This window comes from Cupriavidus sp. FW305-26, from assembly GCF_058787975.1.
Map to the genome: position 1 here is coordinate 1 of NZ_JBYTAH010000166.1, position 1029 is coordinate 1029.

General features: G+C 65.2%; 2 protein-coding genes. Both read right to left on the reverse strand.

Annotated features, from left to right (window positions below):
• Window positions 1-58: 58 nt before the first annotated feature.
• Window positions 59-772 (reverse strand): ABC transporter ATP-binding protein, encoded by a 714-nt coding sequence (locus AC3WQZ_RS35685; RefSeq protein WP_010812746.1) that lies wholly within the window; start codon window positions 770-772, stop codon window positions 59-61.
• Window positions 769-1029 (reverse strand): ABC transporter ATP-binding protein C-terminal domain-containing protein (locus tag AC3WQZ_RS35690; RefSeq protein ID WP_492302169.1); only part of this gene is annotated, 261 nt, incomplete at its 5' end. The genes AC3WQZ_RS35690 and AC3WQZ_RS35685, both read right to left, overlap by 4 nt.

Below are 1029 nucleotides of genomic sequence, written 5' to 3' on the forward strand. Positions count from 1 at the left end.
TCGCCGCCAGGGTGCGGACCGGAAGATCGAGGAAGTCGTCCATCGCATGTTCTCCGGATCAGCCGAAATAGGCTGCGCGAACCTCATCGTTCTCGCGCAGCGCCTGCGCGGTGCCCTGGGCCACGACACGGCCCTGGGTCAGCACATAGCCCTGGTGTGAGATGGCCAGCGTCTGGCGCGCGTTCTGTTCCACCAGCAGCACCGTCATGCCCAGTTCGTTGATCTGCTGGATGACCTTGAAGTTTTCCTTCACATAGAGCGGCGACAGGCCCAGCGACGGCTCGTCGATGACCAGCAGCCGCGGCTGCGCCATCAGTCCGCGCCCGATCGACACCATCGCCTGTTCGCCGCCGGACATGGTGCCGGCGAGCTGGCCCGCGCGCTCGCGCAGCCGGGGGAAGATCGTGTACACGCGCTCGATGCGCTCGCGCACCCTGGCCGGGTCCGCCTCAAGGAATGCGCCCAGCGCAAGGTTTTCGGCCACCGTCATGCGCGGGAACACCTTGCGGCCTTCGGGAATGCAGGAGATGCCGCGTGCGATGATGTTGTGGGTCTTCTCGCCCGCGATGTCCGTGCCGTCCCACAGGATGCGTCCCTGGCGCGGCGGTGTCAGGCCCAGGATCGAACGGATCAGCGTGCTCTTGCCGGCGCCGTTGGCGCCAAGGATGCATGTGATCTTGCCCGGCGGCACCTCGATCGAGACATCGTGCAGGACGTTGACCCTGTCGTAGCCCGTGGTCAGCCCTTCCACGCGCAGTGTGCTGTCGCTCATGCGGCTTCCTCCCCCAGATAGGCGGTCTGCACGTCGGGATCGGCGGTAATCTCGGCGTAGGTTCCCTCGGCAATCTTCTTGCCGTAGTTCAGCACGATGCAGCGGTCGGTGATGCGCTCGATCACGTTCATTTCGTGCTCGATCAGCACCACCGACAGGTCCTGCAGCTTGCCGCGCACCTGCAGGATGTCGTCCATCAGTTCATGGGTCTCGTCATGCGTCATGCCCGCCGAAGGCTCGTCGAGCAGCAGCAGGCG

Bases quoted from the DNA above. Each gene is read 5' to 3' on its own strand.
- AC3WQZ_RS35685 (WP_010812746.1), bottom strand. From the start codon at position 772: ATGAGCGACAGCACACTGCGCGTGGAAGGGCTGACCACGGGCTACGAC.